A 26575-nucleotide genomic window follows, 5' to 3' on the forward strand; every position below is an offset into this window, starting at 1 on the left:
ATCCCTCAGCTCATGACGGCGAGGCTCCTGGCCTTGCCCTTCTGCTCCTCGACCAGGGCCAGGAAGCGGCCCTCCGGGTCGAAGACGGCGACGGCACCGGCGCCCGCGTACTCCTCGGGCATCTCCAGGCGGACACCGTTGGTCAGCAGCCGGGCCCTCTTGTCGTCCACGTCCCAGCGCGGGAAGGCGGCCGCGGCGGCCTCCCCGATCGGCATCACGCTCAGCTCCTGCTGGAGCTGGTCGAGCGTCTTCGCCGCGTCCAGCTTGTACGGGCCGACGCGGGTGCGGCGCAGGGCGGTGAGGTGGCCGCCCACGCCGAGGTCCGCGCCCAGGTCGCGGGCGAGGGCGCGGATGTAGGTGCCGGAGGAGCAGACGACCGACACGACCAGGTCCATGACGGGCGTGCCGTCCTCGGCGACGGCGTCCCGGACGTCGTACACGGCGAAGGAGGAGATGGTGACCGGGCGGGCCGGGATCTCGAAGTCCTCGCCGTCACGGGCCCGCTTGTAGGACCGCACGCCGTCGATCTTGATGGCGCTGACCTTGGACGGCACCTGCATGATGGCGCCGCTGAGCTTGGCGATGCCGGCGTCGATGGCCTCGCGGGTGACCTGGGAGGCGTCCACGGAGGCGGTGATCTCGCCCTCCGCGTCGTCCGTCAGGGTCGTCTGGCCGAGGCGGATCGTGCCGAGGTACTCCTTCTCGGTGAGGGCGAGGTGACCGAGCAGCTTGGTCGCCCTCTCCACGCCGAGGACGAGGACGCCCGTCGCCATCGGGTCGAGCGTGCCGGCGTGGCCGACGCGGCGGGTCTTGGCGATCCCGCGCATCTTGGCCACGACGTCGTGGGAGGTGAAGCCCGACGGCTTGTCGACGATGACCAGGCCGTCGGGCGCGGTGTGCTTCCGGTTCATTCGGCGGTGTCGTCCGTCTCGTCGTCACCGGGCTTGCGGTACGGGTCGGCCTCACCGGCGTAGCCGGCGCCCGCGGACACCTCGCGCACCTTCGCATCGGCGGCACGCGCCTTGTCGAGGAGGTCGTCGATGGTGCGGGCGTTGTCCGGCAGGGCGTCGGCGACGAAGGCGAGGGTCGGCGTGAACTTCACCCCGGCCGCGCGGCCCACCTCGGAGCGCAGGATGCCCTTGGCGCTCTCCAGGCCGGCGGCCGCGGCCGCACGCTCCTCGTCGTCCCCGTACACCGTGTAGAAGACCGTGGCCTCCCTGAGGTCACCCGTGACCCGGGTGTCCGTGATGGTGACGTGGGAGCCGAGCCGCGGGTCCTTGATCCCGCGCTGCAGCTTCTGGGCCACCACCTCTCGGATGAGGTCCGCAAGCCTCTTGGCGCGCGCGTTGTCGGCCACTGGTCCGTCTCCCGTTCTTATCTCTATCTTGCGTTCTGTGGTCGGTCAGTCGTGTTCGCCGTGGAAGCGGCGTCTGACCGACAGCAGCTCCACTTCCGGGCGGCCGGCGACCAGCCGTTCGCACCGGTCCAGTACGTCGGTCAGATGCTCGGCGTCACCGGAGACCACGGCCAGGCCGATGACGGCCCTGCGGTGGAGATCCTGATTGTCCACCTCGGCCACGCTCACCGCGTACTTGCGCTGGAGCTCGGCGACGATGGGGCGGACGACGGAGCGCTTCTCCTTCAGCGACCGTACGTCGCCGAGGAGGAGGTCGAAGGACAGAGTCCCCACGTACATGTATGTGCCGGTTCACCCGCCGGTACGGGATCGATGACCCTGTCGTCCGTGTGGGACAGGGGCATCAAGAACGGTACAACGATCCCGGCGGGGGCTCGACGGGGTTTTCCCCGCCCGCCCGTCGCCGGACGCCGGACCGGCCGGCGGGGAATGCTCCCCGCCGGCCGGCACGTACCGCAGGTGGTCACACCCGCGGCTTCTCGCGCATCTCGTACGTCGCGATGACGTCGTCGATCTTGATGTCGTTGAAGTTGCCGAGGTTGATACCGCCCTCGAACCCTTCGCGGATCTCGGTGACGTCGTCCTTGAAGCGACGCAGGCCCTCGATGTTGAGGTTCTCCGCGACCACCTTGCCGTCGCGGATGAGTCGGGCCTTGGTGTTCCGCTTGACCTCGCCCGAGCGGATGAGGACACCGGCGATGTTGCCCAGCTTGGACGACTTGAAGACCTCGCGGATCTCCGCCGTACCGAGCTCGAACTCCTCGTACTCCGGCTTCAGCAGACCCTTCAGGGCCGCCTCGATCTCCTCGATCGCCTGGTAGATGACCGAGTAGTAGCGGACGTCCACGCCTTCGCGCTCGGCCATCTGCTGCGCACGGCCGGCCGCGCGCACGTTGAAGCCGATGACGATGGCGTCCGAGCCCATGGCCAGGTCGATGTCCGACTCCGTGACCGCACCGACGCCGCGGTGCAGGACGCGGATGTCGACCTCTTCGCCGACGTCCAGCTGGAGCAGCGAGGACTCGAGAGCCTCGACGGAACCAGACGCGTCACCCTTGATGATCAGGTTCAGCTGCTGGACCTCGCCGGCCTTCAGCGCCGCGTCCAGGTTCTCCAGGGAGAACCTGCGCGTGCGCTTGGCGAAGGCGGCGTTGCGCTCGCGGGCCGCACGCTTCTCGGCGATCTGGCGGGCCGTACGGTCTTCCTCGACCACGAGGAAGTTGTCGCCGGCGCCCGGGACGTTGGTCAGACCCAGGACCTGGACCGGCGTCGACGGACCGGCCTCGGCCACGTTGTTGCCGTTGTCGTCGAGCATGGCGCGCACTCGGCCGTAGGCGTCGCCCACGACCATCGTGTCGCCGACCCGCAGGGTGCCTCGCTGGACGAGGACCGTCGCCACGGCACCGCGGCCGCGGTCGAGACGGGACTCGATCGAGATGCCCTGCGCGTCCTGGCTGGGGTTGGCCCGCAGGTCGAGCGAGGCGTCGGCCGTGAGGATCACGGCCTCCAGCAGCGAGTCGATGTTCAGACCCTGCTTGGCGGAGATGTCGACGAACATGGTGTCGCCGCCGTACTCCTCGGCCACCAGACCGAACTCGGTGAGCTGACCGCGCACCTTGGTCGGGTCCGCGCCCTCGACGTCGATCTTGTTGACCGCGACGACGATCGGGACGTCGGCCGCCTTGGCGTGGTTGAGCGCCTCGACCGTCTGCGGCATGACGCCGTCGTTGGCCGCGACGACCAGGATCGCGATGTCGGTCGACTTCGCACCACGGGCACGCATGGCGGTGAACGCCTCGTGACCCGGGGTGTCGATGAAGGTGATCTTGCGCTCTTCGTCGTTGACCTCGGTCGCGACCTGGTAGGCACCGATGTGCTGGGTGATGCCGCCGGCCTCGCCCGCGATGACGTTCGTCTTGCGGATGGCGTCGAGCAGTCGGGTCTTACCGTGGTCGACGTGACCCATGACGGTGACGACCGGGGGACGGACCACCAGGTCGTCCTCGTCGCCCTCGTCCTCGCCGAACTCGATGTCGAAGGACTCGAGCAGCTCGCGGTCCTCCTCCTCCGGGCTGACGACCTGAACCTCGTAGTTCATCTCGCCGGCAAGGAGGTGGAGCGTCTCGTCGGAGACGGACTGGGTCGCGGTGACCATCTCGCCGAGGTTCATCATGACCGCGACGAGCGACGCCGGGTTGGCGTTGATCTTCTCCGCGAAGTCGGTGAGCGACGCGCCACGGGAGAGACGGATCGTCTCGCCGTTGCCGCGCGGCAGCATCACACCGCCGACCGACGGGGCCTGCATGGCCTCGTACTCCTGGCGACGCTGACGCTTCGACTTGCGACCACGACGCGCCGGACCGCCGGGACGGCCGAACGCACCCTGCGTGCCACCACGGCCACCGGGACCACCGGGACGACCGCCGAAGCCGGGACGGCCACCGCCGCCACCGAAGCCGCCGCCACCGCCGCCGGGGCCACCGCCACCGGGACGACCGGCGAAACCGCCGCCGCCACCCGGACGGGCACCGCCGCCACCGGGACCGGCCGGACGGCCGGCGAAGCCGCCGCCACCGGGACGACCGCCGCCGCCGCCGGGACGACCCGCACCGCCCGGACCGCGGCCGCCGGGGCCACCGCCGGGACGCGGGCCGGCAGCGGGACGCTGCGGCATCATGCCGGGGTTCGGACGCGGACCGCCCGGACGGGGACCGCCGGGACCCGCACCCTGCGGGCGAGGCATGCCGCCCGGAGTCGGACGCTGGCCACCCGCACCCTGCGGACGGGGACCGCCACCGGGGGCGCCGGGCGCCTGGGGACGGGGACCGCCGCCGGGGGCACCGGGGCCGCCGGGACGCGGAGCGCCCTGCGGACGGGGGGCCTGCGGACGGGCCATACCGGCGTTGCCACCGGAGGTGAAGGGGTTGTTGCCCGGACGCGGACCGGCCGGACGGGCACCGGGACGCGGGGCGCCGGCGCCACCGGGGCGAGCGCCCTGGCCTGCGGCCGGACGCTGGCCACGGTCGTCACGGCCACGGTCCTGCTGACCCTGGCCGGGACCGCCGGGACGGCCGCCGGGGCGAGGCGCGCCGGGGCGCGGGCCCTGGGAGGCCGGACGGGGCGAGGCCGAGGCGGCCGGGGCGGCCGGAGCCGACGGCGGAGCGGTGAACTCCGGAGCGGCCGGGGCCGGACGCGGCGCGGGCTTGGGACCCGGACGGGGACCGGAAGCCGGGGCCGCGGGCGCCGCCGGGGTCACCGGAGCGGCGGGAGCCGCGGGTGCCGCGGGCGCCTGGGCCACGGGAGGCTTCGGGGCCGCCGGACGCGGGGCAGCCGGACGGGCCGACGGCGCCGGGGACGGCGCGCCGGGCTTGGGGGCAGCCTTGCGCGGGGCGGGCTTGGCAGACTTGCCGCCGCCCTGGAAGGCGTCAGTCAATTTACGGACTACGGGCGCTTCGATGGTCGAAGACGCCGAACGGACGAATTCACCGAGTTCTTGGAGCTTGGCCATGACGACCTTGCTCTCAACCCCGAACTCCTTGGCGAGTTCGTATACCCGGACCTTAGCCACTTCGCTCCTTTTAGGTCCGGGTTTGCGTCCGGACCGTCGCTACTTCATGGGCGTACTCATCGCGTGCTCATCGAGTGCTCATCGCAATCTCGACCTACTTCCAACTCGCGGGGTACCTGAGCCGCGCGAACGTTCCGCGCGACGGTTCTTACGGTGTCGCCTGATCGGCAACTGTTGCCTGGGCGGCAACTGTCGTCTGCTCGACGTACTGGCGCAACGCCTTTGTGTCGAGCGCTCCCGGGGCGCGCAAAGCCCTCGTGAACGCCCGCCGGCGTACCGCCTGATCGAGACAGACCAGTGCGGGGTGTACGTACGCACCCCGGCCGGGCAGCGTACCGCGAGGATCGGGGACGCATGCGTCCTCGATCGCCACGGTGCGCAGCAGATCCGTCTTGGCCGCCCGCTCCCGGCACCCCACACAGGTGCGTTCAGGGCATGCTCCGGCGTGCGTCCGGCCAGACACAGTTAAGTCTACCTCCCCGCGGCCACCTCACCCCTTTGGGGCAGGATTCGAACAGTTGCCGCGATACATCTGACGTGATCTGAGCGGGCTGCGGTCCGGATCTATTCCCCGGCCCGCGGACGGGTCACTCCGACGTCTGCTCGGTGTCCGGTCGGATGTCGATCCGCCAGCCGGTCAGACGGGCGGCGAGGCGGGCGTTCTGCCCCTCCTTGCCGATCGCCAGCGACAGCTGGTAGTCCGGCACCGTCACCCGCGCGGAGCGGGCCGCCAGGTCCACCACCTCGACCTTGGAAACCCGGGCCGGGGACAGGGCGTTGGCCACCATCTCGGCCGGGTCGTCCGACCAGTCGACGATGTCGATCTTCTCGCCGTTCAGCTCGCCCATCACATTGCGCACCCGGCCGCCCATGGGGCCGATGCAGGCACCCTTGGCGTTCAGGCCCGAACGGGTGGACCGTACGGCGATCTTGGTGCGGTGGCCGGCCTCGCGGGCGATGGCGGCGATCTCGACGGACCCGTCGGCGATCTCCGGCACCTCCAGCGCGAACAGCTTCTTCACCAGATTGGGGTGGGTACGCGAAAGCGTGACCGAGGGACCCCGGACGCCCTTCGCCACCCGGACGACGTACGACCGCAGCCGCATGCCGTGCGGGTACGTCTCGCCCGGGACCTGCTCCTGCACCGGCAGGATGGCCTCCAGCTTGCCGATGTCCACGAGCACGTTCTTCGGGTCGCGCCCTTGCTGGACCAGACCCGTGACGATGTCGCCCTCGCGGCCGGCGTACTCGCCGAGCGTCGCGTCGTCCTCGGCGTCGCGCAGCCGCTGAAGGATCACCTGCTTGGCGGTGGTGGCGGCGATACGGCCGAAGCCGGACGGGGTGTCGTCGAACTCGCGGGGCTGCTGGCCCTCCTCGAGGTCCTCCGGGTCCTCCTTCGCCCACACGGTCACATGCCCGGTCTCCCGGTTGAGCTCCACGCGCGCGTGACGGCGGCTTCCCTCGGTGCGGTGGTAGGCGATGAGGAGGGCCGACTCGATCGCCTCGACCAGCAGGTCGAAGGAGATCTCCTTCTCCCGTACCAAGCCCCGCAGGGCACTCATGTCGATGTCCACGGCTACGCCTCCTCTTCCTTCTCGTCGTGATTCTTGCTGTCTGCGCTGTCCGCGCTGTCCGCGCTGTGCACGGCGTCCGCGCTGTCCTTGCGGTTGAACTCGACCTGCACGCGGGCCTTCTCGATGTCCGGGAAGCCGACTCTGCGGGTCGTGGCCTTGCGGCCCTTCACACCGGGCACTTCGAGGTCGAGGCCGTCGTCGTCGGCCTTCAGGATCCGGGCGACCAGTTCGCCGCCCTCGGCCAGCTGGAACCTGACCAGCCGGCCCGTGGCGCGCACGTAGTGGCGGTGCTCGGTGAGGGCGCGCTCGGCGCCCGGGGTTCCGACCTCGAGGGTGTACTCGCCCTCGCCCATCGCGTCCGTGTCGTCGAGCTTCGCCGAGAGCGCGCGGCTCACATCGGCGATCTGGTCCAGGTCCGCCCCGGTGTCGGAGTCCACGACGACACGCAGCACGCGCTTGCGTCCGACGGAGTCCACGGCGATCTCTTCGAGATCCAGGCCCTGGGAGGCGACGAGCGGTTCCAGGAGCTCTCGCAGCCTCTCGCTCTGGGTGGTGCTCATCCGGGTGACTCCTCGGCCGCGTGTGCTGTTGTGGGATGGGTCGCGTGTCTGGTCAAAGGGTATCCGGTCGCGGGGAGTGTTGCCGTCCACCTGTGCACGGAGGGTGGCCGGGCCCTCGCGGGACGGTGCCGCCCGAGTGGTGCCGCTGAGTGCCGCCGGTCCGGGGCGCGGGTACGGTGATCACGGGCCTGCCACCCTTCTTGGTGTTTCTTTCGTACGAGTTCCCCGAGGACGTCCGCCGTGCCGCTCCCCCTCCCGTCGCGCGCCCCCTCGGGGCCGCGCAGAAGAACCCTGTTCGCGTCGGCCGCCGGTGCCGCGCTGCTCGTGGGCTGCTCCTCCGGTCCCCGGGACACCGAGAAGAAGGAGAGCGCGGGCGGCAGTCCGTCGGTCACCGAACGGGCACGCGCGCGTGCGGCCGGGGAGAGCGTCGGGCTGGCCGAGCGGTACGACGCCGTCCTGGCCGCCCATCCCACGCTCACCGAGCGGCTCGCACCGCTGCGGGCGGAAGTCGTCCGGCACGTGCAGGCGTTCGGGGGCGCACCGAAGGCGTCGGCATCCGGATCTCCTTCCCCCGCCCCCTCGACATCCCTCTCCCCGTCCGCCTCCGCCTCCGCCTCTGCCTCCGCCTCCGTCTCGCCTTCGCCCGCCGCACCGGCGACCGCGAAGGAGGCCCTCGCCGCCCTGGCCGCCGCCGAGCGGACGCTCGCGGACCGCAGGGCGGTGGCACTGCTGGACGTCCCGGGCGAACTGGCCCGGCTGCTGGCCTCGGTGGCGGCGGCCGGCGCGGCCCACGCGTACCTGCTGACGGAGGATGCCCGATGAAGAAGGCGCGCGAGGCGACCGCCACGGAACTGACGGCGCTCCAGGCGGCGCTGGCCGCCGAGCACGCCGCGGTGTACGGGTACGGCGTGGTCGGCGGGCGGATCGGTGAGGCGCGGCGCACGGAGGCCAGGGCGGCCTACGACGCGCACCGCGCGCGCCGGGACGCGCTGGTGCGCGAGGTGCGCGGTCTGGGCGCCGATCCGGTCGCCGCGAGCGCCGCGTACGCGCTGCCGTTCCCGGTGGCGGACACCGCCGCGTCGGTACGGCTCGCCGCCGAACTGGAGGACCGGGTGGCCGGGGTGTACTCGGACCTGGTGCGGGCCTCTTCGGGCACGCGGCGTCAGGAGGCCGCCGGGGCGCTGCGCGAGGCGGCGGTGCGGGCGGTGCGCTGGCGCGGCGGAAGCGTAGCCTTCCCTGGTCTCGCCGAGCGGGCCGGTACGGAGCCGTCCGCCTCTGGGGCCTCGGCGACACCGACCGCGTGACCGGGAGACGGAAGGGAACGACTCGCGCATGGCTTTCGAACCGCCGCAGCGTCTGGTGCGGGCACTCGGCGAGACCGCGCCGGACGGTGACGACTGGCTGGGAAAGCTGCCCGAGGCGGCCCGACAGGCGGTGTCTCTCCGTGAGTTGACCGTCGAGCGGACCCAGGTGCCGGGCGGCCGGAGCAGTCTGGTCGTGCTGGTGCGGCGCGCGGACGGGACGCCCGCCGTGCTGAAGCTGGCCCCGCCCCGGTTCCGGCCGGAGGCGGAGCGGGCCGCGCTGGCGCACTGGGACGGCCTGGGCGCCGTTCAGCTGCTGGACGGGCCGGTGACGGAAGGCGTGCTGCTGCTCGAACGACTGCATCCGGATGTGTCGGTGCGGTCGCTGCCGGAGGCGAAGGCGCTGCTGGAGGCGGCGGGGACGCTGCGACGGCTGTGGGTGGAGCCCCCTGTCGACAGCGGCGCCGACGGCGCGCACCCCTTCGAGAGCGTGGCCGAGCGGACCGGGCGGCAGGCGGAGGCGATGCGGGCGGGTGCCGACGCGGAGGTGCGCGCCCTGGTGGACGCGGCGCTCGTGGCCCGGGAGGAACTGCTGGCCGCGCCGCCCGAGCGACGGCTGCTGCACGGGACGTTCCGGCAGAGCAAGGTGCTGGCGGGTGAGCGGGTGCCGTGGCTGGCCGTGGGGCCGGATCCGGTGGTCGGTGAGTGCGCGTTCGATCTGGCACGGCTGGTGCGGGACCGGGTGGAGGATCTGATCGCCTCGCCGTCGGGGGCGGCGACCGTCCGGCGGCGGGTCCGGAAGCTGGCGGAGTCGCTGGAGCTGGATCAGGAGCGGCTGCGGGGGTGGACACTGTTCCGGGCCGTGGAATCGGGGGTCAGGGCACGGCGGGTGGGACGGGCCCGGGACGCCGAGCTGCTGCTGGAGTTCGCGGGCTGGCTGTAGGGCCGTCACGGGCGGGACCTCGCCCCGGTGGCCGGCAGCCGGCGCGGGCTCCGGACCGGGAGCGCCCCCCTGCCGGGGGTCCTCGCAGGGGGGCGCTGTGGGTCCGGCCGACGTGCCTCCCGAGCCTGCCGGCCGGAGTCTCGCGGGGTACGCCGTCAGCGGTCGCCGGGCCGCACTCTCGGCCGCCGTTCCCCGGAGGCCGGGGCGGGAACGGTGAACAGGGTGCCCTCGATGGCCAGCAGACGGGTGTGCCTGCGGATGTGGGCGGCCTGGTCCAGGAGCCGGTGGGCGTCCCCTCCCGGGAGTGCCGCGGGGAGCTCCGCGTACGGGACGTGCGTGAACAGCGGGAGGTCGGCGGGCGGCAGACGCCAGGTCAGCTGCCGTTCCCCGGCCACGAACCGCAGCAGGTGCGTGCCGTCCGCTCCGGGACCGACGGCCGGGCTGACGACGGCGCTCGACGGGTGCAGTGCCGCCAGCCAGGCCAGGAGGTGCGCGCGTTCGAGGGAGACCAGGTTCAGCTCCCGTTCGTAGGAGTCGGCGTGCCGCCGCCAGCGGTCCCGCTCCTGGCGGCAGTTGTCCAGGTCCAGCGTCAGGCGGTGCCCCGGATCGGATTCCGGCCGGGTGGTGCGGCCGTGTTCCCACCGCGTTCTTCGGCCGCGCGGGCGCAGGACGCGGAGGAGGGCGGCGGCCGTCCGGCCGAGGGGACCGGCGGTCCGGGGCCGGCGGCGCCGGGAGCCTGCGGCCCCGGGCTCGTCGGGCGGCGGGGCCGTCGGGGATGAGGGCATCAGGTACTCCGGTGGCGGTGAACGGGGGTCAGTTCCGCGGCGGGGCGTCGGGGGTCATGGCTGCGCCCGGGTCGCGGGCCCGGGTGTCCTCCTGGCGGGCACGGGTGGAGCCGGTGCGCCGGTAGCGGCCGGCGCCCCGGGCGTTGGCGGCGCGGCAGGCCTCGTCGACGGGTTCGCGCCGGCGCAGATGCCGCTGGTAGCCCGCCCGGGTCCCGCACGGCGGGGGCTGCCCTCGCGGGGGTCCGGCCGGGTCGTGGGCCGCGCCGGGGTCGGCGGGCGGCGGCGTCCGGGCCTGCGGCCGGCGGTTCGCCTGGCGGTTCGGCTGCGGGTTCGCACGGCTCTCCAGGGCGTAACGCTGAGGTCCGGTCAGGCCGGCGATGACACCGTTGCGACGGCACCGGGGAAGTCCCTTCTCGCGTTGCAGTACGGCGGCCCGGCAGGGGGCGAGCACGGGACAGGCCGCGCAGATGGCCATGGCCCTGGACCAGGAGCGGCGGGAGAACCAGAGGTCTCCGTCCTGGTGCCGGCAGGCGGCACTGAACTCCCAGGCCCGCGAGCCTCCGTCCCCTCCGACGTCCCCGCCGTCCACCCCGCCGCCGGCGCCGGTCCGCCCGCCCGGCCGGCCGCGGCTCACCGGGAGGGCCCGGCCGGGCCGGGCGCGGGAGCCGGTGGCGGGTCCGGGGGACCGGGCTGCGGGTCGTCGGCAGCGCCGCCGTCCGGGGCCGGGAGGGGGGTCGGGAGGGGGGTCGGGAGGGGGGTCGGGAGGGGGGTCGGGGAGAGGGCCGGGGAGAGGGCCGACTCCGGCGCCGGTAACTGTGCGGGTACCGGTTCCGGTTCCGGTTCCGGTTCCGGTTCCGATGTCGGCACCAGCACCGGCGCGGCCACGGGCACCGGCACCGGAGTCACCGGCCGTACCGGCTGTACCTGCCGTACCGGTGCCAACGGCCCGAGGTGCGCCGCCACATTGGCGAGGGAGCACCGCTCGGGCCGGCCGTCGAGGGACATCAGGGGCATGCCGTCGCGGGTGCGGAAGCCCTGGAAGTACCAGACGTCCCCGTGGGCGTCGCACTGCGGAAGGGCCAGGTCGTACGTGATCCCGCCGAGCCGGAACGGGCGGACCGCCGCCCTCGCCGTGGCCGGCGGTGCCTGGGCACGGCCGCGGGCCACCACCGAGACCCGGACGCCGCCGCGTTCCCCCTCGGCGGTCACCGTGTGCGGACGGATGCGCTCCCCGGCGGCCGTGATCCCGAAGTAGGCACGCCAGCGGTCCCATTCGGCGGCGTCGTCGACGCGGAGCACGACCCGCACCCGGTCGCCGTCCACCCGGATGCCGTACGGGCCCGCATGCCCCGCCAGATGGCGTTCGATGGCGCGCGCCACGCACCGGGCCCGTTCGCAGGAGGCGTCCCAGGCCAGCGCCTGCCGCTCCAGGTCGGTGACCGGGCGCAGATCGCGGGCCCAGCCGCCGTCCGGCGTGCGGTGCAGCACCGCGCCGAAGGAACGCTCGGGGTCGACCAGGAGCCGGGCCGAGTCCAGCGCGTGCGCGACGACGGTCGCCTGTTCGGGCCGGACGGACTCCAAAACCGCGCGGATCACACCCGCGGCATGCGGCAGGTTGCTGTTCACGCGGACACCGCCTCGGTCGCCCAGCGCAGCTTGCGCAGCGCGCGGTAGGTCAGTGTCTTGACGGCGCCGACGCTCCGGCCCATCGCCAGGGCCGTCTCCTCCGGCGTCAGTTCGTCGAGGAAGCGGAGCTGTACGCAGTGCCGCTGATGGGCGTTGAGCGTGTGCAGGGCGGTGCGGACCGTCTCGTGGGCCTCCACGGCCTCCAGTTCGCGCAGGGCCAGCGACTCCGGGCCCCATCCGGGTTCCTGCGGGTCGTGGAACTCGGCGACCGGGGTCTCCAGCCGGGTGCGGCCGCGGCCCAGTTCGTCGAGGTAGAGGTTCTTGGCGATCGTGGTCAGCCAGGCGGCGAAGGCCGTGCCCTGCCAGGTGAAGGCGTCGATGCGGCGCAGGGCGCGCGTGAACACCTCCTGGGTCAGGTCCTCCGCCAGGTGTCTGTTGCGGGTGCGGACGAGCAGGTAGCCGTAGACGAGGCGGTAGTGCTCGTAGTACAGGGCGGCGAACGCCTCCCGGTCGCCCGTGCGGGCCCGGGCGACGAGCTCGGGTTCCGGACCGTCCGGAGCGGTGGTGACGTTGTGCGGTACGGACACGATCGGTTCTCCCGTCGATGTCTTCGAAGTGCGAGGACCCCCCTCGCCACATCTTCAATATTCATGTAGATGTAGATTCCCCGGGCAGACGTCACCACCCCCCTCACGTCGGGAGCCGCGGTGTCACTTCCGGAGTTATCTACAGTCTTCACGTAGATGCATATAGTGTCAAGTGACCTACGGTGCGTGAGGGATGGGCGGGACGACCCCTCGCGAGGCGGCCCACGGGAGCACCGGGGGCGCACGATTGAGCCATCGTCGCCACAATGCACCGGCGTGCACCCGAAGTCGCCATCACCGGTCTGCGATCTACTTGCGCTTGTAGATATTGATGGCCGATCCTCTGAGGCGTGACGAACCCGCAGAGCGCCCCAGGAGACACCGAACCCGGCCACGATCCCTCGCGCCGGGACGAGGACCTGGCGGCTCTGCTGGAACGTCTGCTGGCGCAGGTCCCCGGACGGACACAGAAGGACCTGGCGTCGGGAGCCGGCATCTCCTACCCGACGCTGAACGCCTGGATGAACCGGACGCGCGGCACCTCCCGCATCGACCCGGAGAAGCTGCGGGCGATGGTCGAGGTGTTCCGGCGCTGGGGCGTACGGACGACACCGAGGGAGTTCTTCGAGGCGGTGGGCCGTCCCGTGCCTGGTCCGAGCGGGGACGAACGCGAGGCGCGACTGCTGAAGCTGTACCGGCAATTGCCGGAGTCACGTCAGCGCGCACTGCTGAAGGACGCCGAGGCGATGCTGCATATCAGCCGCATCATGTGAGGTCAGCGGCGCCGGACCGGCCCGTGGCCCACAGCGTCGTGGCCCGTCGGGCCTGCCACGGCATCCCGGCGCGACGGATGAATATGACGAAAGACCCCACGCTCCCGACCGCCATCGGTACCATCAGTCAGCCGCTGACCTCCCGGAGCGGATCACTTCGTGCCGTTGTGCATCCCTGGGGAGACAGCTGTGTGCATCCACATTTCCATGGCGGACGATCTATCGAGAATCGCGGTCTGGGATCCGGACGAGGTGATCATCCGCGTCGCCAGAGGCATCCAGGTACGTGACGTGCTCCGAGAAGTACGGGACATCCTGATGATCGACCTGGGCGCCCCCGCGTCACGCGGCGGACCGCTGCGCTGCTTCTGCGGTATGCGGGTGGAACTCCCGTGTGAACTCCTGCCCCGCGTCGTCGCGGCGGGCGTCGGCTGACCCTCTCTCATGCCGCCCGGGCCGGTATCAGCCTGAGAGCGAGGACCGGGCAGTCGGCGGCGGCCCTGCGGGCCCGTTTCACGGTCCGCGCGGGGACGGGGGCGCCGTCGACGAGCGGGTAGCCCCATTCGTCGAGAACGATGTGGTCGGGAAGGAAGTCCGCGCACAGGCCATGGCCCTGGCAGGCGGTCCAGTCGATGTCGATGCGCTGGTCCATGTCAGTTCCGGTCCTCCGGGACGGGCAGCAGGGGCGTGCGGTCGGTCGCCGTGCAGTGGCCGTGGGCGTGGCTGTCGATCTCGGCGGCGAAGGTCGTGAGGGCGCTGCGGACCAGGCGGACCGTGCCGTCGGGGTGGTGGCAGGCGCCCCGGCCCTCGACGAGGCCGGACCAGCGGGTGAGGTCGGTACGGGCGGTGCCCTGGGGGCCGGGGGCGGCGAGGGTGCGGAACGCGGTGGCGATGCGGGGCAGGCCGTTGAGGCACGGGCCGCACTGACCGGCCGACTGAAGGGCGAGATGGCGCAGGACGCGGGCGGTCTCGGCGACACCGCAGCGGCCGGCGGGCAGCGCCGCCAGGACCCCGGCGCCCAGGAGGGTCGCGTCCAGGGTGAGTCGGGCCGCCTCGCATGCCGGGATCCAGGTGCCGTGATAGCCGCCGACCAGAACCGCCGAGGCACCCTCGAGAGGCAGCAGGCGGGCGAGCGGCAGACCGTACGGGGCCTCCACGACCCGGGGTTCGTGGCCGGCCGCGTGGAGCGTGCACAGCGCGCTGCCCGGCTGGGCCGGGGTGCCCGCCGTGCGGTACCAGTCGGCGCCATGGCGGGCGACCAGGGCGAGGTGGGCGAGGGTCTCGACGTTCTGCACGAGGGTCGGCGCGCGGTGCACCCCCCGCTCCCGGACCGGCGGAAGCTGATCGGCGGGCAGCGCCGCGCCGCCGGAGACGTACCGGGCGAGCGCCGAGGACTGGCCGGCGAGGAAGGACGCCGGCAGCCGGACGACCTCGACCGGCAACGGGTCCCCGGTGCGCTGGGCGAGGGCGGATTCCAGCCCGGACGCGCCGTCCCCTACGGCGATGTACGCCTTCCCCGCGCCGACCGCGTGGGCCGCCGCCCGGAGGCCGTCCAGGACGAGGTGGGGCGAGCGGTGGAGCAGGGTGCGGTCCTTGTGGCTGGCGGGCTCGCCCTCCGCGCCGTTGGCGACGACCACGGGGGCCCGGCCGGTGCGGCGGCCGGCCTCGGCGACCGCGACGAGCTTGCGGTGGGTCGGGAAGGCCGCTCCGCCGCGGCCGGTGAGGCCGGACGCGGCCACCGCGCGCAGCACGCTCTCGGGATCGCCGTACTCGAGCGGGCCGTGGCGCCGCCGGTGGGCGGCGAGGTCGGCCGGGGCCGTGCCGGGGGCGAGGAGGCGGGGGGACAGGTGGAGGTCCGGGAAGGTGGCGGTCACGGGCGGGCTCCTTCGGCGGCGCGCAGCAGGGCGGCCGGGGTGCGGCGGGCGGCACGCGCCGCGTGGGCGAGACGGGCGGCGAAGGCGGCGGTCACGGTGGCCACGCAGGCGACGGTCAGCCAGGTCATCCAGTCGGCGCCGGTGTCCGTGCCGATGCCGATGCCGTGCACCAGGGCGACGGGCCAGGAGACATACGCCAGCCGGTGCACGGCCCGCCAGGCGCGGTGGCCGAGGCGGGCGCGCAGCAGGCTGGTGACGAGGACCGCCGGCAGCAGATCGAGGGCGACCGTGCCGAGGCCGAGCCAGAGGGGCCGGTAGTCGGAGACGAAGGGGATCACCGCGTCCACGAACGTGATGTCCACATAGCCGTCGACGATCGCGGCGGCGATGTGCAGGGCCAGGAAGGCGGTCGCGGAGAGCGAGAGCGTGCGGTGCAGGCTCATCGTGCCGAAGCGGGGCAGGCCGGGGACGCGGGCGCGCAGCCGGACGGCGATGCCGAGCAGCACGACGACCGTGAAGAGGACCAGACAGACGGCGCCGGTCGCGCGGTTGGCGTACCAGAGGGTCTCGGAGGTCACGTGGCGGCCTCCCGGCCGGCGGTGGGCCAGCCCGGCGTGGTGACGACCGTGCCGTTCCGGGTCACCAGGCGGGCCGGGAGCCCGAGCCGGGTCAGCCAGGTCTCCGCGCCCGCGCCCTTCACCAGCGCCGCCGTGCTCGCCGCGTTGGCGTCGGCGCAGGTGGCGGCGGCGACCGAGACGGTCCGCCACGGGGAACGGACGGGCAGACCGGTGCGCGGGTCGACGATGTGGTGCAGTTCGTGGCCTCCGCCCCGCCACCGCCGCGCGGTGGTCCCGGAGGTGGCGAGCCCGCCGCCGCGCAGACCGACGGTGGCGTACGGGCCCTGCGGGGGCAGGTCGCCGACCGGGCCGGTGACGTCCTGGACGCGGATCTGCCAGCCGCCCGCCGGGGGCTCCCCCGCGACGGCCGTGTCGCCGCCCAGGCTCACCAGGACCCCGCAGCCGGCGGTCGCGGCCAGCAGGGCCGCGGCGCGGTCGGCGGCCCAGGCCTTGGCGGTCGCGCCCAGGTCGAGCCGGACGCCCTCGGGGACGGTGACCGTGCCGGTTTCGGGGTCGAGGCGGACGGTGCGCCAGCCGGGGGTGCGGCGCAGCGTGAGTCGGACCGGGCGGTCGTCCTCGCGGACGAGGGTGAAGTCGCGGTCGTAGCCGAGGGCGTCCATCGCGGAGCCGACGGTCGGATCCACGGCGCCGCCTGTCGTCTCGGCGGCACGCAGGGCCACGGCGAGGGCCTCGGCCAGCAGCGGGCTCACCCGGACCGGGCGGCCGGCCGTCGTGTCGAGGGCGGCCAGTTCGGAGTCGGCGCGGAAGCGGCTGCACGACGCGTCGACCTCGGCGAGATGCCGGGCGAGGAGCAGGTCGCAGGACTCCAGCAGAGCGGGATCGGTGACGACCAGGCGGACGGTGGTGCCGAGGGCACGCCACTCGCGGGCGGCGGTCGTCCGCGGCCGCAGGGGCGTGGACGCGGTCGTCACGACGCCCCCGAGGTGGAGTCGGCGGAGCCGCCGGAGGAGGAGGTGAGGCCACTGGAACCGTCGGAGCCGGACGAGGTGCCTGTGCTGTCCGTGCCGGCCGTGCTGTCCGTGTCGTCCGTGCCGGTCGAGCCGGTCGAGCCGGTCGAGCTGTCCGAGGAGGAGTCGCCGCCACTGCTCGCACCGGAGTCACCGGAGTCACCGGCGCTGCCGGCGCTGCCGGCCGCGGTGCCGCTGCTCGCCGTCGTGTCGGCGTCCGCCTGCATCGTGGCGATCAGGGCGAACACTCCGGCCGCCCCGGCCAGCGTGACGGCGGCGGCCAGGGCCGCCGTCCGCCGCGCACCTCTGCGGACCGCTGCCGCGGCCCCCCGCTGCTCTTCCCTGGTCGCCATGACCGTTCCCCTCCGCAGTGACGTTCTGTCACGCACCACGGTCGGGGAACGGCCTGAGAGAAGTCTGTGAGGCTCCCATACACCTCGACAGAACTCTCTGAGACGACCCTTAAATCACGCCGTCAGGCGGGCGATCGCCTCGTCCACCGTCAGCTCCTCGCGCTCCCCGGTGCGGCGGTCCTTCAGCTCCAGGACGCCCTCGGCGCTGCGGCGGCCCGCCACCAGGATCTTGGGGACGCCGATCAGCTCGGCGTCGGTGAACTTCACGCCCGGGGAGACCCCGGCGCGGTCGTCGACCAGGACGCGCAGGCCGACGGCCCGGAGCCGCTCGGAGACCTCCAGCGCCAGCTCGGTCTGCAGGGCCTTGCCGGCGGCGACCACGTGCACATCGGCCGGGGCGACCTCGGCCGGCCAGCACAGGCCCTTGTCGTCGGCGCTCTGCTCGGCGAGGGCCGCGACCGCGCGGGAGACGCCGATGCCGTAGGAGCCCATGGTGACGCGGACCGGCTTGCCCTGCTGGCCGAGGACGTCGAGCTTCAGCGCGTCCGCGTACTTGCGGCCCAGCTGGAAGATGTGGCCGATCTCGATGGCGCGGTCCAGCTTGAGGCCGGTGCCGCACTTCGGGCACGGGTCGCCCTCCTGGACGACCACGACGTCGACGTACGCGTCGACCTCGAAGTCACGGCCCGCGACGACGTTCTTGGCGTGCGTGCCCTCCTTGTTCGCGCCCGTGATCCAGGAGGTGCCGGGGGCCACGCGCGGGTCGGCGATGTACGTGACCTTCTCGCCCAGCCCCTGCGGACCGACGTAGCCGCGCACCAGGTCGGGGCGGCCCACGAAGTCCTCGGCGGTGACCAGTTCGACGGCGGCCGGGGCGAAGTGCGCCTCGACCTTGCCCAGGTCCACCTCGCGGTCGCCGGGGACGCCGACGGCCACGATCTCGCCGTCGACCTTGACGAGGAGGTTCTTCAGGGTGGCCGAGGCCGGGACGCCGAGGTGGGCGGCGAGGGTCTCGATGGTCGGGGTGTCCGGGGTCGGGATCTCCTCGAGCGCGGCCACGCCGTCGGCGTCCACCGGCTTCAGCTCGTACGTGATCGCCTCGGTGTTGGCCGCGAAGTCGCAGTTCGGGCAGTCCGCGAAGGTGTCCTCGCCGGCCTCGGCCGGGGCCAGGAACTCCTCCGACTTCGAGCCGCCCATGGCGCCGGCGGTGGCGGCGCAGATGCGGTAGTCGAGGCCGAGGCGCTCGAAGACGCGCTGGTAGGCCTCGCGGTGCAGGGCGTAGGACTTCGCGAGGCCCTCGTCCTCGGTGTCGAAGGAGTACGAGTCCTTCATCAGGAACTCGCGGCCGCGCAGGATGCCGGCGCGGGGGCGGGCCTCGTCACGGAACTTGGTCTGGATCTGGTAAAGGATCACCGGCAGGTCCTTGTAGGACGTGCACTGGTCCTTGACCAGGAGGGTGAAGATCTCCTCGTGGGTGGGGCCGAGGAGGTAGTCGCCGCCCCTGCGGTCGTTGAGGCGGAACAGCTCGGCCCCGTACTCCTCCCAGCGGCCGGTCGCCTCGTACGGCTCCTTCGGCAGCAGGGCGGGGAGGGACACCTCCTGGGCGCCGATCGCGTCCATCTCCTCACGGACGATCCGCTCGACGTTGGCGAGGACCTTCTTGCCGAGCGGCAGCCAGCTCCAGATGCCGGCGGCGGTGCGGCGGACGTAGCCGGCGCGGACCAGGAGCTTGTGGCTGAGCACCTCGGCGTCCGCCGGGTCGTCGCGCAGCGTCTTCGCCATCAACTGGGACATGCGCTGGACCGGTGCGTTCGCCATGGTTCTCGTACTCCTGCCGATGGGGGTCCCCCCGCTCTAGCGCAGCCGAGAGTGGGGGAGGGTGATGGCTAGGAGGTTAGCCGGGAGCCGGGCGCGGCCGGAAATCCGTTACGGCCGCAGCAGGGGCAGCGGGGCGCCCATCACGGCGTAGGGGCGGGGGGCGCTGGGGAAGAGGACCCGGCGGGCCAGGTCCCTGTAGCCGAGGGAGCGGTAGAGGGCGCGGGCCGGGCTCTCGGTGTCGATCGCGGAGAGGATCGAGCGGGGTTCGGCCGCGGTGTCGGTGATGGCGGTGATCAGGGCCCGGCCCGCGCCGCGGTTCTGGTGGGCGGGGTGCACATGGAGTTCCGTGATCACGAAGGACTCGTCGAGCCAGCCCTCGTTGCCCTGGGCGCGGAGGTAGGGCTGCACGACGGTGGACCACCAGTGGGTGCGGTCGTTGGGCATGCCGTACACGAACCCCACCAGGCGGCCCTCGGGGGTCGTCGCGCCGAGGGCTCGCGCGCCGCCGTGGGTCATGTGGCGCAGCACGATCTGCCGGCGTACGGCCACCTCGTCGGGCCCGAGTCCGAACGCCACGGCTTGGACCGCGAGGGCCTCGTCCACGTGGGCAGGAAGATCCAAGGGGCCGATGACGAGGTCCATGGCGCGGAGCCTACAGGGGGCTCAGAAGAGAACGCTCATGAAAGCGCCGACCTCTTGGAAGCCCACGCGGCGGTAGGTCCGGCGGGCCGCGGTGTTGTAGTCGTTCACGTAGAGGCTCACCACCGGTGACACGTCGGCCAGCGCGTAGCGCAGGATCGCGGCCATGGCGGGGGCGGCCAGGCCCTTGCCCCGGTACTCGGGAGCCACCCACACGCCCTGGATCTGGCAGGCCTGTGACGTGGCCGCGCCGATCTCGGCCTTGAAGACGACCTTGCCGTGCTCGTCGAGGCGGGCGAAGGAACGGCCGGAACCGACGAGTTCGGCGACCCGGGCCTGGTAGAGCAGGCCGCCGTCGCCGACCATCGGGGAGACGCCGACCTCCTCGGTGAACATGGCCACGCACGCCGGCATGATCGTCTCCATCTCGTCCTTGCGGATGCGGCGGACGTACGGATCCGGGGCGATGTCGGCGGGCATGCGGTCGGTGACCATGAGGGGCTGGTGGGCGCGGACCTCGCGGGCCGGGCCCCAGTGGGGTTCGAGGAGGCGCCACAGCAGGGCGGTGGGCTCGGAGAGGCCGACGATCGAGGAGCAGCGGCGGCCGGAGCGCCGGGCACGGTCGGCGAAGGCGCGGACGGCGCGTGGAGTGGCGCAGATCGGGACGAGGTTGGCGCCCGCGTAGCACAGGGACGTCAGCATGCCGTCCTCGTACCAGCCCCACATCTCGCCGCCGAGGCGCCACGGGTCGAGGCCGGCGACCTGGACCCGGGAGGTCACGAAGGCGTTGGCGACGGGGTCGCGGTCGAGTACGGCGAGCGCGGTGTCCAGGTCGCTCGGCTCGAGGACCCGGGAGGTGGTCTGGGTCAACACGTACAGGGCCTCACCCTCAGGGCTGCTGATCTCCGCACTGTACCTGCGGAAGCTGAGCGGTGCCGACCCCTGCGGGGGGCTGTGGGGTGGTCGGTGGTCGTCGGCCGGTGTTCGGTTCCGGGGGCTGCCGCCCCCGGACCCCCGCTTCGGCCTGGACGGCCTCGTCCTCGAACGCCGGACGGGCTGGATCACCTCGACCTGCGCCGAGAGGCCGGACCCCGAGACCGAGCCGCCCCGGGCACTACATCCTCGTCAGCCCGCGACCGACACCGACGGCTCGCCGGAGGCGATGCCCTCGGCCTCCATCTGCTCGGCCAGCTTCATGGCCTCTTCGATGAGGGTCTCGACGATCTTGGACTCGGGGACGGTCTTGATGACCTCGCCCTTGACGAAGATCTGGCCCTTGCCGTTGCCGGAGGCGACACCGAGGTCGGCCTCGCGGGCCTCGCCGGGGCCGTTGACGACGCAGCCCATGACGGCGACGCGCAGCGGGACGTCCATGCCGGTGAGACCGGCGGTGACCTCTTCGGCCAGCTTGTAGACGTCGACCTGGGCGCGGCCGCAGGACGGGCAGGAGACGATCTCCAGGCCGCGCTGCTTGAGGTTGAGGGACTCCAGGATCTGGTTGCCGACCTTGACCTCCTCGACGGGCGGGGCCGACAGGGAGACGCGGATGGTGTCGCCGATGCCCTGGGATAGGAGGGCGCCGAAGGCGACGGCCGACTTGATCGTGCCCTGGAAGGCGGGGCCGGCCTCGGTCACGCCGAGGTGGAGGGGGTAGTCGCACTGGGCGGCGAGCTGGCGGTAGGCCTCGATCATCACGACCGGGTCGTTGTGCTTGACCGAGATCTTGATGTCGCGGAAGTCGTGCTCCTCGAAGAGGGACGCCTCCCAGAGGGCGGACTCGACGAGGGCCTCGGGGGTCGCCCTGCCGTACTTCTGGAGCAGGCGGCGGTCCAGCGAGCCGGCGTTCACGCCGATGCGGATCGGGGTGCCGTGCTCCTTCGCGGCCTTGGCGATCTCCTTGACCTTGTCGTCGAACTGCTTGATGTTGCCCGGGTTGACGCGGACGGCGGCGCAGCCGGCCTCGATGGCGGCGAAGACGTACTTCGGCTGGAAGTGGATGTCGGCGATGACCGGGAGCTGCGACTTGCGGGCGATCGTCGACAGGGCGTCGGCGTCGTCCTGGGTGGGGCAGGCGACGCGGACGATCTGGCAGCCGGAGGCGGTCAGCTCGGCGATCTGCTGGAGGGTGGCGCCGATGTCGGACGTGCGGGTCGTGGTCATCGACTGCACGGACACCGGGGCGTCCCCGCCGACCGCCACGGAGCCGACCTGGATCTGCCGGCTCTTGCGGCGCTCGGCGAGCTTGGTCGGAACGGACGGCATGCCGAGAGAAATCGCAGTCATCTGCTGTGCAACCCCAAGTCGTGGATCAAGGTCCAGGTCCCGTCGGAGGCGGGTTCCAGGCTTCGAGATTACGGCACTGGCCCAGGTGCGAGCACTCCCCCACCCTCGAAACACTCGTGCGGGGGTGCCCCCGCACGCCGTCGGACACGCGGAGACGACGGCGGCCCGGCACCACCGTGCCGGGCCGCCGCGAACGCTGTGTGACCAGGACGTGTCCTAGGAGATGCGCACCGGATTCACCACGTCGGCGATCAGCACCAGGATCGTGAAGCAGACGAAGATTCCGGCCACCACGTAGGCCACCGGCATCAGCTTCGCCACGTCGAACGGGCCCGGGTCCGGGCGGCGCAGGACCTTGGCGGTGTTGCGGCGCAGCGACTCCCACAGGGCGCCGGCGATGTGGCCGCCGTCGAGCGGGAGCAGCGGGAGCATGTTGAACAGGAACAGGGAGAGGTTGAATCCGGCCAGCAGGCCCACGAACATGGCGAGCTGCTGCGAGGCCGGGATGTCCAGGGTGGCGATCTCGCCGGTGACCCGGGCCGCGCCGACGATGCCCATCGGGGAGTCCGCCTCGCGGGGGCCGTCGCCGAAGGCGGCGTCCCACAGGGCGGGGATCTTGGCGGGCAGCGCGATCAGGGAGTCGACGGCGTCGCCGACGCGGTCGGTCATCCAGGTCACGGACTCGCCGAGGTCCTGCTTGACGACGCCGGTGGCGGCGCTGAAGCCGAGGAAGCCGGCCTTGACGTACTCGCCCTGGACGTAGGTGCCGGCGGCGTCCTTCTTGGCGACCTGGTTGGTGGCGATCTTCGCGTGCAGGGTGACTTCCTGGCCCCCGCGGTCGACGACGATCGCGACCTCCTTGCCGGCGCTGTCCCGGATCAGGTCGGAGAGGGTGTCCCACTTCTCGGTGCGGACGCCGCCGAAGGCGACGATCTTGTCGCCCGCCTTCATTCCGGCGGCGGCGGCCGGGGACTGCGGGTCGGACTTCTTGCAGTCGTCGCGGTTCTCGCTCTGCGCGATGACACAGGGCGAGACCGAGCTGACGGTGGTGGTCTGCTGCTGGATGCCGAAGCCCATGAGCAGGGTGAGGAAGAGACCGATCGCGAGCACCAGGTTCATGAACGGGCCGGCGAACATCACGATGACGCGCTTCCACGGCTTGCGCGTGTAGAACATGCGGGTCTCGTCGCCGGGCTGGAGCTCCTCGTAGGCGGCCGAGCGGGCGTCCTCGATCATGCCGCGCCAGGGCGAGGTGGAGCGGGCCGTGATCCGGCCGTCCTCGCCGGGCGGGAACATGCCGATCATGCGGATGTAGCCGCCGAAGGGGACGGCCTTGACGCCGTACTCGGTCTCACCCTTCCGGCGCGAGAAGATGGTGGGGCCGAAGCCGACCATGTACTGGGGCACCCGGATGCCGAAGAGCTTCGCCGTGGAGAGATGGCCCAGCTCGTGCCAGGCGATCGAGGCGAGCAGGCCCACCGCGAAGACCACTATCCCCAGGATGAACATCAGGGTCGTCATGCACGGGCCTCCGCCGTCTGTGCCGTCAGTTCCCGGGCCCGGGCGCGGGCCCAGGTCTCCGCTTCGAGGACGTCCGACACCGTGAGCGAGGTTCCCGCGCGCGGGGTGCCGTGCTCCTCGACGATCCGCGTCACGGTCTCCATGATCCCGTTGAAGGGCAGCGCGCCCTGGCGGAACGCCTCCACGCACTCCTCGTTGGCGGCATTGAACACCGCCGGGGCCGTCCCCGCGAGCTCGCCCACGTGCCGGGCGAGGTTCACCGAGGGGAAGGCGTCGTTGTCGAGCGGGAAGAACTCCCACGTCGACGCGGTGCTCCAGTCGAAGGCGGGCGCCGCGTCGGGGACGCGGTGCGGCCAGCCGAGGCCGATGGCGATGGGCCCGCGCATGTCGGGGGGCGTCGCCTGGGCCAGTGTCGATCCGTCCGTGAACTCAACCATCGAGTGGACATACGACTGCGGGTGCACGACCACCTCAATCCGCGAGAAGGGAATGTCGTAGAGGAGGTGGGCCTCGATGACCTCCAGCCCCTTGTTGACGAGCGTCGCGGAGTTGATCGTGATCACCGGGCCCATGGACCAGGTGGGGTGGGCCAGGGCGTCCTCGACGGTGACGTTCGCCAGCTGTTCCTTCGTACGGCCGCGGAAGGGGCCGCCGGAGGCGGTGACGACGAGCTTGCGGACGTCGGCGCGGGTGCCGGCGGCGAGGGCCTGGAAGAGCGCGGCGTGCTCGGAGTCCACCGGGATGATCTGGCCGGGCTTGGCGAGGGCCTTCACCAGCGGGCCGCCGACGATGAGCGACTCCTTGTTGGCGAGCGCGAGGGTGCGGCCCGCTTCCAGGGCGGCGAGGGTGGGCGCGAGGCCGATGGAGCCGGTGATGCCGTTGAGGACGGTGTGGCAGTCGGAGGCGGCGAGCCGGGTGGCCGCCTCCGGGCCGGCCAGGATCTCGGGCAGCGGCTCCCCGGGGCCGTACTCGGCGGCGAGCGCCTCCCGCAGCGCGGGTACGGCGTCCTCGCGGGCCACCGCGACGGTCCGCACCCGGAGCCGGCGGGCCTGCTCGGCCAGGAGGGCGACCCGGCCGCCGTTGGCGGACAGGCCGGTGACGCGGAAGCGGTCCGGGTTGCGCAGCACGAGATCGATGGCCTGGGTGCCGATCGACCCGGTGGAGCCGAGGACCACCACGTCCTTCGGCCCGTCGCCCGCGACGGGGTCGTAGACGAGGTGCGGGTCGGCGAGGGGTGCTGGACTGTCGGTCATCCCCCCATTGTTGCCGCATCGGATGTGCGGCCGGACAGGGTGTCCCCTCATGGTCCCTCTCACGGTGGGTCCACGGCGGGGACACCTTGTCGGGCGGGTGTGCGGTGCCTCACCCGATCGGGCGGTGGACGTTCTCCCGCTCGCTCGGTCCCGGGGTGGTGTCGGCGATCCACGGGCCGTCGCCCGAGGGGTCGACGACGCCCTCTTCCAGCCAGGTGTGGCTGCCCGCCATGACGGCCTTCACGACCTTGCGGTCCAGGTCGTCGGTGTTGGCCCACAGGCGGGTGAACAGCTCGTCGACCCGCAGCCGGGACTGGCGGCAGAAGGCGTCGGCGAGCTGGTAGGCCTCGCGGCCGTGCTCGCCGCGGGAGCGCAGCAGCTCGGCGCGGACGCAGGCCGCGCTCATCGCGAACAGCTCGGCTCCGATGTCCACGATCCGGCCGAGGAAGCCCTGCTTGGTCTCCATCCGGCCCTGCCAGCGGGACATGGCGTAGAAGGTGGAGCGGGCCAGCTTGCGGGCGTGGCGCTCGACGAAGCGCAGATGCCCGGAGAGGTCCGCACCGCCGTGCTTGAACTCGCCGTACGAGGACGGCAGCTGGCCCGGTCCCGCGACCAGTTTCGGCAGCCATTTGGCGTAGAAGACGCCCGCGTTCGCGCCCGCCCTCGCCTTGTCCTGGAGGGACTTGTCGGGGTCGATGAGGTCGCCGGCGACGGAGAGGTGGGCGTCGACGGCCTCGCGGGCGATGAGGAGGTGCATGATCTCCGTCGAGCCCTCGAAGATGCGGTTGATGCGCAGGTCGCGCAGGACCTGTTCGGCGGGGACCGCGCGTTCGCCGCGGTCCCGGAGCGAGTCGGCCGTCTCGAAGCCGCGGCCGCCGCGGATCTGGACGAGCTCGTCGGCGATCCGCCAGCCCATCTCGGAGGCGAAGAGCTTGGCCAGGGCGCCCTCGATCCGGATGTCGTTGCGGTCCTCGTCGGCCATCTGGGAGGACAGGTCGAGCACCGCCTCCAGGGCGAAGGTGGTGGCCGCGATGAAGGAGATCTTCGCGCCGACCGCCTCGTGGTGGGCGATCGGCTTGCCCCACTGCTCACGGGCCTCGGACCACTCGCGGGCGATCTTCAGGCACCATTTGCCGGCGGCCACACAGGACGCGGGCAGCGACAGCCGGCCCGTGTTGAGGGTGGTGAGGGCGATCTTCAGTCCCGCACCCTCGGGGCCGATGCGGTTCTCGGCGGGCACCCGGACCCGGTGGAAGCGGGTGACGCCGTTCTCGATGCCCCGCAGGCCCATGAAGGCGTTGCGGTTCTCCACGGTGATGCCGGGCGAGCCGGTCTCCACGACGAAGGCGGTGATGCCGCCGGGGTGACCCTCGCTCCTGGGGACGCGGGCCATCACGACCAGCAGGTCGGCGACCACACCGTTGGTGGTCCACAGCTTCACGCCGTCCAGGACGTAGTCGTCCCCGTCGGGCACCGCGCTCGTGGCGAGCCGGGCCGGGTCGGAGCCGACGTCCGGTTCGGTGAGGAGGAAGGCGCTGATGGCGGTGGTGGCGCAGCGCGGCAGGAACTTCTGCTTCTGCTCGGGGGTGCCGAACATCTTCAGCGGCTGCGGGACGCCGATCGACTGGTGCGCGGACAGCAGCACCCCGATGGCGGGGCTGGCGGAGCCGACGAGCGCCAGCGCCTTGTTGTAGTACACCTGGGTGAGGCCGAGACCGCCGTACTTGGGGTCGATCTTCATGCCGAGGGCGCCCAGGGCCCTGAGGCCGTTGATCACCTTGTCGGGGATCTTTGCCTCGCGCTCGATCAGCGCTCCGTCGACCTCGGTCTCGCAGAACGCGCGGAGTTTGGCCAGGAACTGCTCGCCGCGCCGGACCGCCTCGTCGGTGGGGAGGGGGTGAGGGTGGATCAGGTCGAGGCGGAAGCGGCCCAGGAAGAGTTCCTTGGCGAAGCTGGGCTTGCGCCAGTCCTGTTCCCGGGCGGCCTCGGCGACCTGGCGGGCCTCACGTTCGGTGACGACGGGCTTCTTGAGGGGTGGTGCGGACATGAGGCTCACCTCGCCGCGAATCGGGATCTTGAACCTGAATGGTTACCGATGGGTGCTACCCGATCGTT

28 protein-coding genes are annotated in these 26575 nt (G+C 72.5%); 5 read left to right on the forward strand and 23 right to left on the reverse strand.

The window, feature by feature from the left end; all coding sequences use genetic code 11:
- Window positions 1-5: 5 nt before the first annotated feature.
- From truB to rimP, 7 genes are all read right to left on the reverse strand, one after another.
- Window positions 6-911, reverse strand: coding sequence for a tRNA pseudouridine(55) synthase TruB (truB, locus tag IE275_RS25210; RefSeq protein WP_189713691.1), 906 nt, complete (start codon window positions 909-911; stop codon window positions 6-8).
- Window positions 908-1357: a 30S ribosome-binding factor RbfA gene (gene rbfA, locus IE275_RS25215; RefSeq protein ID WP_189713692.1), complete on the reverse strand. Its 450-nt coding sequence runs from the start codon at window positions 1355-1357 to the stop codon at window positions 908-910. Before rbfA ends, truB begins: the two co-directional genes overlap by 4 nt.
- Window positions 1358-1402: 45 nt before the next feature.
- Window positions 1403-1696, reverse strand: a complete 294-nt coding sequence (locus tag IE275_RS25220) for a DUF503 domain-containing protein (protein WP_189713693.1) — start codon at window positions 1694-1696, stop codon at window positions 1403-1405.
- A 184-nt stretch (window positions 1697-1880) separates the two neighbouring features.
- Window positions 1881-4985, reverse strand: a complete 3105-nt coding sequence (gene infB / locus IE275_RS25225; protein ID WP_189713694.1) for a translation initiation factor IF-2 — start codon at window positions 4983-4985, stop codon at window positions 1881-1883.
- Between the two features lie 148 nt (window positions 4986-5133).
- Window positions 5134-5448, reverse strand: coding sequence for a YlxR family protein (locus IE275_RS25230; RefSeq protein WP_189713695.1), 315 nt, complete (start codon window positions 5446-5448; stop codon window positions 5134-5136).
- 124 nt (window positions 5449-5572) lie between these two features.
- Complete coding sequence (gene nusA / locus IE275_RS25235) at window positions 5573-6559, reverse strand: transcription termination factor NusA (protein ID WP_189713696.1); 987 nt, start codon at window positions 6557-6559, stop codon at window positions 5573-5575.
- Window positions 6560-6561: 2 nt separating this feature from the next.
- Window positions 6562-7119, reverse strand: a complete 558-nt coding sequence (gene rimP, locus IE275_RS25240; RefSeq protein ID WP_189713697.1) for a ribosome maturation factor RimP — start codon at window positions 7117-7119, stop codon at window positions 6562-6564.
- Window positions 7120-7359: 240 nt separating this feature from the next.
- Here rimP and IE275_RS25245 point away from each other — a divergent pair, with 240 nt between their 5' ends.
- From IE275_RS25245 to IE275_RS25255, 3 genes are read left to right on the forward strand one after another with little or no spacing between them, the layout of a single operon-like run.
- A complete protein-coding gene (locus tag IE275_RS25245; protein WP_189713698.1) occupies window positions 7360-7941 on the forward strand; it encodes a hypothetical protein in 582 nt (193 codons plus the stop codon).
- Window positions 7938-8423 (forward strand): ferritin-like domain-containing protein, encoded by a 486-nt coding sequence (locus IE275_RS25250; protein WP_189713699.1) that lies wholly within the window; start codon window positions 7938-7940, stop codon window positions 8421-8423. Before IE275_RS25245 ends, IE275_RS25250 begins: the two co-directional genes overlap by 4 nt.
- A 28-nt stretch (window positions 8424-8451) precedes the next feature.
- Entirely contained in the window at window positions 8452-9363 is a 912-nt protein-coding gene (locus IE275_RS25255) for an aminoglycoside phosphotransferase family protein (RefSeq protein WP_189713700.1), read from the forward strand.
- 155 nt (window positions 9364-9518) lie between these two features.
- On the opposite strand, the gene IE275_RS25260 is transcribed toward IE275_RS25255, so the two are convergent.
- The 4 genes from IE275_RS25260 to IE275_RS25275 are packed head-to-tail and all read right to left on the reverse strand — an operon-like array spanning window position 9519 to window position 12361.
- On the reverse strand, window positions 9519-10148 hold the full coding sequence (locus IE275_RS25260; RefSeq protein ID WP_229870550.1) for a hypothetical protein: 630 nt from the start codon (window positions 10146-10148) through the stop codon (window positions 9519-9521).
- Between the two features lie 28 nt (window positions 10149-10176).
- A complete protein-coding gene (locus IE275_RS25265; protein WP_189713701.1) occupies window positions 10177-10782 on the reverse strand; it encodes a WhiB family transcriptional regulator in 606 nt (201 codons plus the stop codon).
- Window positions 10779-11774, reverse strand: a complete 996-nt coding sequence (locus tag IE275_RS25270; RefSeq protein ID WP_229870551.1) for a BN159_2729 family protein — start codon at window positions 11772-11774, stop codon at window positions 10779-10781. The genes IE275_RS25265 and IE275_RS25270 overlap by 4 nt, the downstream gene beginning before the upstream one ends.
- Window positions 11771-12361, reverse strand: coding sequence for an RNA polymerase sigma factor (locus tag IE275_RS25275; RefSeq protein ID WP_189713702.1), 591 nt, complete (start codon window positions 12359-12361; stop codon window positions 11771-11773). The genes IE275_RS25270 and IE275_RS25275 overlap by 4 nt, the downstream gene beginning before the upstream one ends.
- A gap of 350 nt (window positions 12362-12711) precedes the next feature.
- On the opposite strand from IE275_RS25275, the gene IE275_RS25280 reads away from it, so the two are divergent.
- Both IE275_RS25280 and IE275_RS25285 read left to right on the forward strand, forming a co-directional pair.
- Window positions 12712-13134 (forward strand): helix-turn-helix domain-containing protein, encoded by a 423-nt coding sequence (locus tag IE275_RS25280; RefSeq protein ID WP_189713703.1) that lies wholly within the window; start codon window positions 12712-12714, stop codon window positions 13132-13134.
- Between the two features lie 207 nt (window positions 13135-13341).
- Window positions 13342-13569, forward strand: coding sequence for a hypothetical protein (locus IE275_RS25285; protein ID WP_229870552.1), 228 nt, complete (start codon window positions 13342-13344; stop codon window positions 13567-13569).
- Between the two features lie 7 nt (window positions 13570-13576).
- On the opposite strand, the gene IE275_RS25290 is transcribed toward IE275_RS25285, so the two are convergent.
- The 12 genes from IE275_RS25290 to IE275_RS25345 form a co-directional block, all read right to left on the reverse strand.
- On the reverse strand, window positions 13577-13786 hold the full coding sequence (locus IE275_RS25290; protein ID WP_189713705.1) for a ferredoxin: 210 nt from the start codon (window positions 13784-13786) through the stop codon (window positions 13577-13579).
- Window position 13787: 1 nt separating this feature from the next.
- Window positions 13788-15008 (reverse strand): NADH-ubiquinone oxidoreductase-F iron-sulfur binding region domain-containing protein, encoded by a 1221-nt coding sequence (locus tag IE275_RS25295; RefSeq protein WP_189713706.1) that lies wholly within the window; start codon window positions 15006-15008, stop codon window positions 13788-13790.
- A complete protein-coding gene (locus IE275_RS25300; protein WP_189713707.1) occupies window positions 15005-15586 on the reverse strand; it encodes a ferric reductase-like transmembrane domain-containing protein in 582 nt (193 codons plus the stop codon). The genes IE275_RS25295 and IE275_RS25300 overlap by 4 nt, the downstream gene beginning before the upstream one ends.
- Complete coding sequence (locus IE275_RS25305) at window positions 15583-16557, reverse strand: FAD:protein FMN transferase (RefSeq protein ID WP_189713708.1); 975 nt, start codon at window positions 16555-16557, stop codon at window positions 15583-15585. Before IE275_RS25305 ends, IE275_RS25300 begins: the two co-directional genes overlap by 4 nt.
- Complete coding sequence (locus IE275_RS25310; RefSeq protein WP_189713709.1) at window positions 16554-16946, reverse strand: hypothetical protein; 393 nt, start codon at window positions 16944-16946, stop codon at window positions 16554-16556. The genes IE275_RS25305 and IE275_RS25310 overlap by 4 nt, the downstream gene beginning before the upstream one ends.
- Before the next feature lie 114 nt (window positions 16947-17060).
- Window positions 17061-18764: a proline--tRNA ligase gene (locus IE275_RS25315; RefSeq protein ID WP_189713710.1), complete on the reverse strand. Its 1704-nt coding sequence runs from the start codon at window positions 18762-18764 to the stop codon at window positions 17061-17063.
- Window positions 18765-18872: 108 nt separating this feature from the next.
- Window positions 18873-19406, reverse strand: a complete 534-nt coding sequence (locus tag IE275_RS25320) for a GNAT family N-acetyltransferase (protein ID WP_189713711.1) — start codon at window positions 19404-19406, stop codon at window positions 18873-18875.
- Window positions 19407-19427: 21 nt separating this feature from the next.
- Entirely contained in the window at window positions 19428-20276 is an 849-nt protein-coding gene (locus tag IE275_RS25325) for a GNAT family N-acetyltransferase (RefSeq protein ID WP_189713712.1), read from the reverse strand.
- Window positions 20277-20528: 252 nt separating this feature from the next.
- Complete coding sequence (gene ispG, locus IE275_RS25330; protein ID WP_189713713.1) at window positions 20529-21686, reverse strand: flavodoxin-dependent (E)-4-hydroxy-3-methylbut-2-enyl-diphosphate synthase; 1158 nt, start codon at window positions 21684-21686, stop codon at window positions 20529-20531.
- Between the two features lie 216 nt (window positions 21687-21902).
- Window positions 21903-23207, reverse strand: a complete 1305-nt coding sequence (locus IE275_RS25335; RefSeq protein ID WP_506417345.1) for a M50 family metallopeptidase — start codon at window positions 23205-23207, stop codon at window positions 21903-21905.
- Complete coding sequence (gene dxr, locus IE275_RS25340) at window positions 23204-24460, reverse strand: 1-deoxy-D-xylulose-5-phosphate reductoisomerase (protein ID WP_189713714.1); 1257 nt, start codon at window positions 24458-24460, stop codon at window positions 23204-23206. Before dxr ends, IE275_RS25335 begins: the two co-directional genes overlap by 4 nt.
- Window positions 24461-24569: 109 nt before the next feature.
- Window positions 24570-26507 (reverse strand): acyl-CoA dehydrogenase family protein, encoded by a 1938-nt coding sequence (locus tag IE275_RS25345; RefSeq protein ID WP_189713715.1) that lies wholly within the window; start codon window positions 26505-26507, stop codon window positions 24570-24572.
- Between the last annotated feature and the right edge of the window lie 68 nt (window positions 26508-26575).

This window comes from Streptomyces phaeofaciens (assembly GCF_014648915.1).
Taxonomy (GTDB): domain Bacteria; phylum Actinomycetota; class Actinomycetes; order Streptomycetales; family Streptomycetaceae; genus Streptomyces; species Streptomyces phaeofaciens.

Coding starts and splice junctions, on each gene's coding strand:
- IE275_RS25260 (WP_229870550.1), bottom strand. CDS start 10,148: ATGCCCTCATCCCCGACGGCCCCGCCGCCCGACGAGCCCGGGGCCGCA.
- truB (WP_189713691.1), bottom strand. CDS start 911: ATGAACCGGAAGCACACCGCGCCCGACGGCCTGGTCATCGTCGACAAG.
- IE275_RS25310 (WP_189713709.1), bottom strand. CDS start 16,946: ATGGCGACCAGGGAAGAGCAGCGGGGGGCCGCGGCAGCGGTCCGCAGA.
- IE275_RS25285 (WP_229870552.1), top strand. CDS start 13,342: ATGGCGGACGATCTATCGAGAATCGCGGTCTGGGATCCGGACGAGGTG.
- IE275_RS25250 (WP_189713699.1), top strand. CDS start 7,938: ATGAAGAAGGCGCGCGAGGCGACCGCCACGGAACTGACGGCGCTCCAG.
- rimP (WP_189713697.1), bottom strand. CDS start 7,119: ATGAGCACCACCCAGAGCGAGAGGCTGCGAGAGCTCCTGGAACCGCTC.
- dxr (WP_189713714.1), bottom strand. CDS start 24,460: ATGACCGACAGTCCAGCACCCCTCGCCGACCCGCACCTCGTCTACGAC.
- IE275_RS25335 (WP_506417345.1), bottom strand. CDS start 23,207: ATGACGACCCTGATGTTCATCCTGGGGATAGTGGTCTTCGCGGTGGGC.
- IE275_RS25320 (WP_189713711.1), bottom strand. CDS start 19,406: ATGGACCTCGTCATCGGCCCCTTGGATCTTCCTGCCCACGTGGACGAG.
- IE275_RS25315 (WP_189713710.1), bottom strand. CDS start 18,764: ATGGCGAACGCACCGGTCCAGCGCATGTCCCAGTTGATGGCGAAGACG.
- IE275_RS25220 (WP_189713693.1), bottom strand. CDS start 1,696: ATGTACGTGGGGACTCTGTCCTTCGACCTCCTCCTCGGCGACGTACGG.
- IE275_RS25290 (WP_189713705.1), bottom strand. CDS start 13,786: ATGGACCAGCGCATCGACATCGACTGGACCGCCTGCCAGGGCCATGGC.
- ispG (WP_189713713.1), bottom strand. CDS start 21,686: ATGACTGCGATTTCTCTCGGCATGCCGTCCGTTCCGACCAAGCTCGCC.
- IE275_RS25255 (WP_189713700.1), top strand. CDS start 8,452: ATGGCTTTCGAACCGCCGCAGCGTCTGGTGCGGGCACTCGGCGAGACC.
- IE275_RS25345 (WP_189713715.1), bottom strand. CDS start 26,507: ATGTCCGCACCACCCCTCAAGAAGCCCGTCGTCACCGAACGTGAGGCC.